Here is a 7,434-nt window from a genome sequence, read left to right on the forward strand (position 1 = left end):
GGGTAATGCCCCGGCAAGCCGGGGCATAGAGCGCGAATTGCGCAAGCGCAATTCGAATTCCCGCGTAAACGCGGGAATGAATTCCGTAAACGGAATTCTAGGGCGAGCCTCTCCGCGCAAGCGCGGAGAGGCAGGATTCCCGCAAGCGGGAATCCTGGGCGTCTGGTACCTGCTCAAGCCTCGTGCGCGGCACGGGGCTTGAGCTCCTTCCGCTGCACTCCAGGAGCGAGTCTGCTGGGCGGTTCTCCGCTGCGCTGCGTACCGCGGCCTCCCACTGGCGTGCGAGGCTTCCGGGCCACGCTTCGCGCGGCCCGGGGCTGGCAAGGAGCAAGGGGCTCGGGTCAGTCTTGTTCGAGCTTGCCCGGTGGCGTCCACGTCCAGGGCTTCACAGGGGGCGGCGGTTCCTCCAGCAGAGTGCGGAACTTTTCCTTCAGGCTTTTCGGCGGGGCTTCCTTCTCTTCCTGCGAATGCACAAGCCGGGCTGCGGTCACCCGTATGTGGCACTCACGATGACGCTGCCTCACAAGCACTACCCACGCACCGTCTTGAGCGAGGAAGACATGCCGGGCCGGCTCGTCACCCGGCCGCGCACGCCGGGCCAGTACACCAGGTATGTAATGCACAGCCGCATCCTCGGCCGCTGCGACCGCCTCCGCCTGATCCTGGCCAATGTGATGCGTGCCCACGAGCATCCATCGGTGCAGCCGCACCTCCACGCCGTCGGGGTTCTCGGTTGTCAGGGTGTCCTCTTCGACGAGGACGTACCACTCGGCAGTCATGGCGGGAGCCTATCTTCCTCGGCTGGTCGAACCTCGACCGGCAGGTTGATGCAGCATGTAGCGTTGGGAAATGCGCTTCCAATCCACTTGAGGAAGGCAGTAAACAAGAGTGCATCATGATGCTGCACTGTGTAGAGTTTGGGAATGCTGCACCATGGCTCTCCGGTCACGCAGTGAAATGCCTCCTCCCATCAGTTGATGTTCGAGCATACGGCGGGAGAGATCATGGACAGAGAATTCATCATGACGGCGGTCGACGGCATCGAGAGGTGGACTCCTGTGCATCAGGCAGTAGAGATGAGTGAATATGAGACGCTCGCCGCGCTGCTGGATGCCGGGGCTGACCCGAACGAGATGTGCTTCGGTCACACGTTGCTCACCCACGCCATAGAACTCGAAGGAGACAGCCATCTTCAGTCGAGTCATCCGCTGAACACGGCTGCCACAGCGATTCTGTTGGCCTACGGTGCCGATCCGCGGTTGCCCACCGCGAACGGTGAGACTCCCTTGCAGATCGCACACAGTTACAACCATGAGCCGGCGCAGCGCTTGCTGGAGCGGTTCCTGTCGTCCGGCACGGGGCTCGGGGGATGCGGGGGGTCGTCATGAAACTGCGTGACCATCAGGTCGAGGCTGTGGATGCCATCGTGCGGGGGCTGGACGCTCCCCCGGGTGGGATTCCCGTGCAGGGCATGCGGGGGCAGGTCCATGCCGCGTGCGGGACAGGGAAGACCTTCATGGCTGCCGCCGCGGCGCGGCGGATTACGCCGCGTGGGCGGGTGCTGGTGCTGGTGCCGACCTTGGATCTTCTCTCCCAGACGGTGAAGGCGTGGCATGAGGTCGGGCATCGGGGGCCGGCAGTTGCGGTGTGTTCGCTTCAGGACGATCCGGAGTTGTGGTCGTTGAAGGTGCGCTCCACGACGAATCCGGTCCAGTTGGCGTTGTGGCACGGGCAGGGGCCGGTCACCATCTATGCCACCTACGCGTCTTTGGGTGTTCTGGCGGAGGCGTTCGAGGGTGTCTACGGTCAGAAGCTTGATCGAGTAGACCTCGCGGTGGTTGATGAGGCGCACCGGACGAGTGGGTCGATGGGTAAGGCGTGGGCGGACATCCACGACCAGAGCGTCATCCCGGCTTCCCGGCGGCTGTACCTGACGGCGACGCCGCGAATCTGGGAGGAACGGCTGAGCCGGGAGGTTGCTGAGGGGGTGCGGGATCCGCTGCCTCGGGAGATGGCAGCGTCCATGGACGACGAGAAGGTCTTCGGGCCCGTCCTGTACAAGCTGTCGCTCGCGTCCGCGGTCTCGCGCGGGTTGTTGGCGCGGTATCAGATCATCGTGCTGGAGCTGAAGGACCCGGTCGTCACCCCGGAGCGGCTGATGGGTGAGGAGCGGCGCAGCGAGGAAGTGCGGGGGCAGCGGCTCGGGGCACTCCAGGCGGCGCTGCTGCATACGATGGCGCAGCATGATCTGTCGACATGCATCACCTTCCACCACCGGACGATAGAGGCACAGGCATACGCGGAGGGCCTGGAGCGGGTGGCGGCCAAGCTGCACGCCGACCAGCCCGAGGCGTATCCCGCTCGGGTCTGGGCGGACTGGCTGTGCGGCGAGCACGCCCCCGAGCGCCGGCGGGAGGTCCTCGGCTCGTTCGGGACCACGGCACAGCGGGCCGTGCTCTCGAACTGCCGTGTCCTGGGCGAGGGCGTCGACATCCGCGCCGTGGACTCCGTCGCCCTACTTGACCCCAAGGGCGCCCCACACGACATCGTCCAGGCCATCGGCCGCGCACTCCGTCAAAAGCCCGGACAAGGGAAACTGGCCTCGCTGATCGTGCCGGTATTTCTCCAGCCGGGAGAAAAACCGGAGGATATATTCACCTCCGGGTCGTATAGGCCGCTTGTAAAGGTATTGGCTGGACTGCGCGCTCATGATGAAGAGGCTGTTGAATTGCTCGCGATCCCGCAGGAGCCTCAGAAAGACGTCGCACAGCCGTCCGTGAACATCGGCGTCGCGCCGGAGGAGGGCGAGGAAGAATCACGGTTGCTGCTCCGTTTTGCCGCCCCCAGGGATCCGGTGATGGTCGCGGACTGGGTCTCCTTCAACGTCATCGACACCGAACGCCAGGACTGGGCCCGCGGCTGGGCGGCGCTGCGCCGGTACGTCGAACGGACCGGGAACGCTCGAGTGCCCTACGAGCACCGGGAGGGCGCGACACCGCTCGGGCAGTGGGTGGCAGAACAACGACGGGCGTACGGAGCCGGGCAGATGACCGGCCAGCGCGCTCGACGGCTCGAGCAGCTGGGCATGGTGTGGTCGCCGGCCGATGAACGGTTCCAGGAGAATCTGGCGGCCGCGCGGGTCTACCACGAGCAGGCGTTCAGTCTCTGTGCTCCGCGGACGGCCACCGTGCTGGACCGGCCGTTGGGGATGTGGCTGGCGAATCTCCGAAGGCCCGGTGCGCTGGACGGGCACCCTGAATGGGCAGCGTCGCTCGAGGCGATCGACCCGGACTGGAACCCCGCCTGGCCGGCCGACTGGCAACGCCACTACGCGGCCGTGCGCGAGCTCCTGCGCGACGAGATAGGGACGGAGCTCCTGCCGGGGGTGACCGTAGGAGGACAGGACGTCGGGCGGTGGCTCCTTCGGCAGCGCCAACCGAGTGTGTGGGCAGGACTCACGGACGGCCAACGCCAGCGCCTCGAGGCCCTCGGTGTCATGCCGCTGACCCCAGAGCCGGCTACGCCCGGCAAGGGTCCTCGCGGCGGCCCTGACGCCTTCCAGCGAGGTCTGGCAGCGCTGACTCAGTACAAAGACCGCATGGGCACGGTAGGGCCGATCAGCCGCTCCCACATCGAACGGATCGTGATCGACGGTGAGGAACACGCGATCAAGCTGGGGGTGTGGATCATGAACCTCAAGGGCCGCAGAGCAGGGCTGGCCACTGACCGGCTCGCACAGCTGGCCGCGCTCGGTGTCGACTGGGCAGTCTGACCTCAGCGCTCCTCCCAATTCGCTTGCCGCTGGTCGGCGGGGTAGGCCAATACTTCGGCATGAGCAGATTCGCGCAGGTCATCGTGTTGGCTCCGTACGCGGACGAGGTGATGAAACCACTGACACAGCCCGATGACTCGCGCAGTTGGGAAGGCCACTTCGAGCAGCTGGACCTGTTCGTTGGCGCGTGGGTGATCGAGTTCGAGCGGGTGCGTCCACGCTCAGGTCTGCTCCGACACCTGGAGTCCCTGGCGTGGCTCTATCCGGAGAGCGTGCAGGTGCTGATCCATGACGAGGACGACCACTGCTTCGGGCTGTGGATGATGCGCGACGGTGTACTGGCCGAACAGCCTCTCCCCGACCACCGGCGCCTGCACGGCCCAGCACTGGGCACCGGTGAGTACCCGCCCGACCCGGGCGTGCTGTGGCGGACGGAAACGCCCATGCCCACCGGCTTCTCCACTGCCCGCCAGGACATACGCCCCGCCTGGTAGACCCAGCCAGTCACCGGCCGGCGTGCGGACGCAGCGGACCTGACTCCACCGTGCACCGTGGGTGCGGCGACACTGAAGACGCTCAGTGGTCGGCCCGCTCTAATCCCATGCAGCGTGGTCGGGGTTCCAGGTTCCCTGGGCTGTGCTGTTGAGCATGGGGTTGATGAATGCGGCGGCGGCCTGTGCGGCTTCGAGGTAGCGGCGCCTCCCGCGAGGGGGGCTCGCCGGACCATCGGCCGCGGCGCTTTCGTGTGCTTCAGCGTCATGACGCTGTTCATCGCACTGCTGGCCGTGCTGGTCCCGGCCGTAACGTGAGGCAGGGGTATATCGGGCCGGCCGGAAGACTCGGCCGGCCCGGGGCCAGGCCCTGCGCCGCAGACGGTCACTCGGAGGGGAAAGTTCCCGGTGGCGGTGTAGCGGGTAGCCGCCTGGGTGCTGAGTCCGAACGCCTCCCGGACCGGAACAACCAGCACTCTTTTTCGTCAAACTGACGGTAAGGTGGGGTGAGGACAGGCCGCCCCGTGCGACCGACACCCCGTCATGCCGTCGCACCCGGAGGCTAGTTGTGGAACCGCACGTCCAGCTCGCGTTCACCATGCGTGACACCCCCCGCGCGTACGCGGTCCTGCTCGGGGCCGGCGCCTCGATCGCCGCGGGCATGCCGTCCGCGTGGAATGTCCAGGAGGACCTCATCGCGCGCCTGGCGGCCGCCGAGGGCACCACCGGAATCGTCGACCTGCACGCCTGGTACCAGGAACGCTTCGGACACCCGGCCACCTACGACGGCCTCCTGACCGCGCTCACCAGCACCCGAAACGAGCGGCAGGCCCTGCTGCGCGCCTACTTCGAGCCCAACGACCAGGAGCGTGAGGACGGCCTCAAGCAGCCCACCGCGGCGCACCGCGCCATCGCCCGGCTAGCCGCAGCCGGGCGCGTGCCGATCGTGCTGACGACCAACTTCGACCGGCTCATGGAGACCGCCCTGCGCGAGGTGGGCATAGAGCCCACCGTCGTCGCCGACGCCAACGACGCCCGCGGCCTCGCTCCCCTGCACACCATCAAGGCCCTCGTCATCCACGTCCACGGCGACTACCTCGACCACGAGAGCATGCGCAACACCCCCGACGAACTCGACCAGTACGACGAGGGGATCAACCAGCTACTCGACCGCGTCCTCACCGACTACGGCCTGATCATCTCCGGTTGGTCCGCCGAATGGGACCCGGCCCTGCGCAAAGCCATCGCCCGCAGCGCCACCCGCTTCTTCGCCTCCTACTGGGCCGACCCCCGGCCGCTGCCCGAGAGCGCCCACAAACTCCTCACCCACCGCGGCCTCACTTACGTCCCGGCCGACGCCGACACCTTCTTCACCCAGACCGCCGACGCCGCCGACGCCGTCGCCGACCTCGCCCGTCGCCACCCCGTAGGCATCGACATCGCCGTGGCCAGAACCAAACGCGACCTGAACGGCTTCAGCCAGGCCATCACCCTGCACGACACCCTCCGCCGCGAGCTCGACCGCATCGCCGCCCTCCCCCTGCGCACCACGGGGCCGTGGAACCTTGCCAACGGCGCCAACATCGACGCCGAACACAACCGCCGGATCGCCACTCTGGAGTCCGAGACGGAACTACTGCTCGCCCTGGTCGCCGTCACCGCCTACTGGGGCAGCAACACAACCGACCGCTGGTGGCTCCGCGACATCGAAACCCTCGCCACACCCCAACCCCCCGGCGGCCTCCCCGCCCTGACCCACCTCGCACAGGGTCCCGCCGTCATGATGATCTACACGGCAGGTATCGCCGCTCTGGCCGCCGAACGCTGGGACACCCTCGCCCAGGTCCTCACCGAGCCCCAGGTAGAGCACCGATGGGGCGGCAAACGCCACGCCGTGGCCGCCCTCAGTCCCTACGCAACCCTCAACCCCCCTGGCCGTGAGTCCTCCGCATACCTCCATGATCTGCTACACCCCGTCTTCACCCGGCACCTCGCCCTCAGTACGACCGCCTACAGCGAGGCATGGGAACGCTTCGAGTACCTGCGCCTGCTCGTCCAGAACGACGCCGACCAAGGTTTCGACATGCCCCACATCCAACAGAACGGCTACCTCGACACGTACGAGCCCGCCCCCGCCACCTGGCTCAAAACTCAGATCGACAAGCACGGCGACAACGTCCCCCTGCTCCAGGAAGGCTTCCTCCGCGGCAACCTCACCCTGCTCCAGGAACTGATGGCCTCCGCCGAACTCTCCTTCGATGACATCGCCCGCCACAGACGCTTCGCGTAGCAAATGCCCGACCGGGTGCTGGAACTGAACACCTCGACACAGCAACGGCGTTCACCCCCGCCACCTGGCCAGCGGTACCCTCGCCCAGGGACTCCCTCAACACCTCGCTCGCCGTCCTCAGCACTGTGGGCACCGCCTTCAGCGCCGCGGCCGCCGGAGCCGCGCTGTTCGCCGTACGCCGCGCGAACACCCCCCCCCCGCCTCCACCTGGAGATTCTGCAGAACCCCCATCTCCGGCTCGCCGTACGGTTCGACGGACCCGCCGGACTCCGCGTTCTCGACCGCCTCCTCCTCGCCATCCGCGACGACCGCGATCGCAGCCGCGACAACCAACTCGCCAGTACCGCCACTCCCGAGCAGATGGTCGCCATCATCTGGGGGCCCTACCAGTTCCGGCCCCGCATGCAGGGCGCCGACGAGACGCGTAGCCGAGCTCCACCCCGACGACACCTGGCTCCTCGCCCTCGACCCCAGCTTGAAGCCCCGCTGGTACGAAGGCGCCGACGGCAACCAGCGCTGGCACGACCAGTACGACGGCACCCCTACGCCTGTGGGCCGAATGCCACGCAACTGGTCAGCAACCGTGGAATCTGCCTTGCACAGTTACAGCGCCTTCGTCCCCCTAAAGAGGCCCACCTCAAGTCCGCGGGTCTCGACGAGAAAGATCCAGGGAGGCTCGCGGACAGAGTTCCCCCGGCGCCCGGGCCCCGCGACGCCCCACGCCGCCGTGGAGACTCCCGACCGACCTTCCTGCCCCGCGCTCATCCGACTGCGCCGACGACCACTAGGGCCTGTGTGACGTCGTGATCAATCAGTTGCCTTCAGCAGGTCGTTGATCCAGATCATTGAGGCGCGGAGGTGGAGGCCGGCGAGGTAGCTCT

5 protein-coding genes are annotated in these 7,434 nt (G+C 67.1%); 4 read left to right on the top strand and 1 reads right to left on the bottom strand.

Annotated elements, in window-relative coordinates; genetic code table 11:
* Window positions 1–341 precede the first annotated feature (341 nt).
* Window positions 342–779 carry a hypothetical protein gene (locus ACFWBD_RS41310; protein ID WP_385679335.1) on the bottom strand — a complete coding sequence of 146 codons (438 nt, stop codon included), beginning with the start codon at window positions 777–779 and terminating at the stop codon, window positions 342–344.
* 198 nt (window positions 780–977) lie between these two features.
* Here ACFWBD_RS41310 and ACFWBD_RS41315 point away from each other — a divergent pair, with 198 nt between their 5' ends.
* The 4 genes from ACFWBD_RS41315 to ACFWBD_RS41330 all read left to right on the top strand — a co-directional run bounded on the left by ACFWBD_RS41315 (window position 978) and on the right by ACFWBD_RS41330 (window position 6,553).
* Complete coding sequence (locus tag ACFWBD_RS41315) at window positions 978–1,388, top strand: ankyrin repeat domain-containing protein (protein ID WP_385679339.1); 411 nt, start codon at window positions 978–980, stop codon at window positions 1,386–1,388.
* On the top strand, window positions 1,385–3,772 hold the full coding sequence (locus ACFWBD_RS41320; RefSeq protein WP_385679342.1) for a Helicase associated domain protein: 2,388 nt from the start codon (window positions 1,385–1,387) through the stop codon (window positions 3,770–3,772). The genes ACFWBD_RS41315 and ACFWBD_RS41320 overlap by 4 nt, the downstream gene beginning before the upstream one ends.
* Window positions 3,773–3,831: 59 nt before the next feature.
* Complete coding sequence (locus tag ACFWBD_RS41325; RefSeq protein WP_385679345.1) at window positions 3,832–4,266, top strand: hypothetical protein; 435 nt, start codon at window positions 3,832–3,834, stop codon at window positions 4,264–4,266.
* 565 nt (window positions 4,267–4,831) lie between these two features.
* A complete protein-coding gene (locus ACFWBD_RS41330; protein WP_385679348.1) occupies window positions 4,832–6,553 on the top strand; it encodes an SIR2 family protein in 1,722 nt (573 codons plus the stop codon).
* Window positions 6,554–7,434 lie beyond the last annotated feature (881 nt).

The sequence above is a fragment of the Streptomyces sp. NPDC060002 genome, assembly GCF_042737245.1.
Classification (GTDB): Bacteria; Actinomycetota; Actinomycetes; order Streptomycetales; family Streptomycetaceae; genus Streptomyces.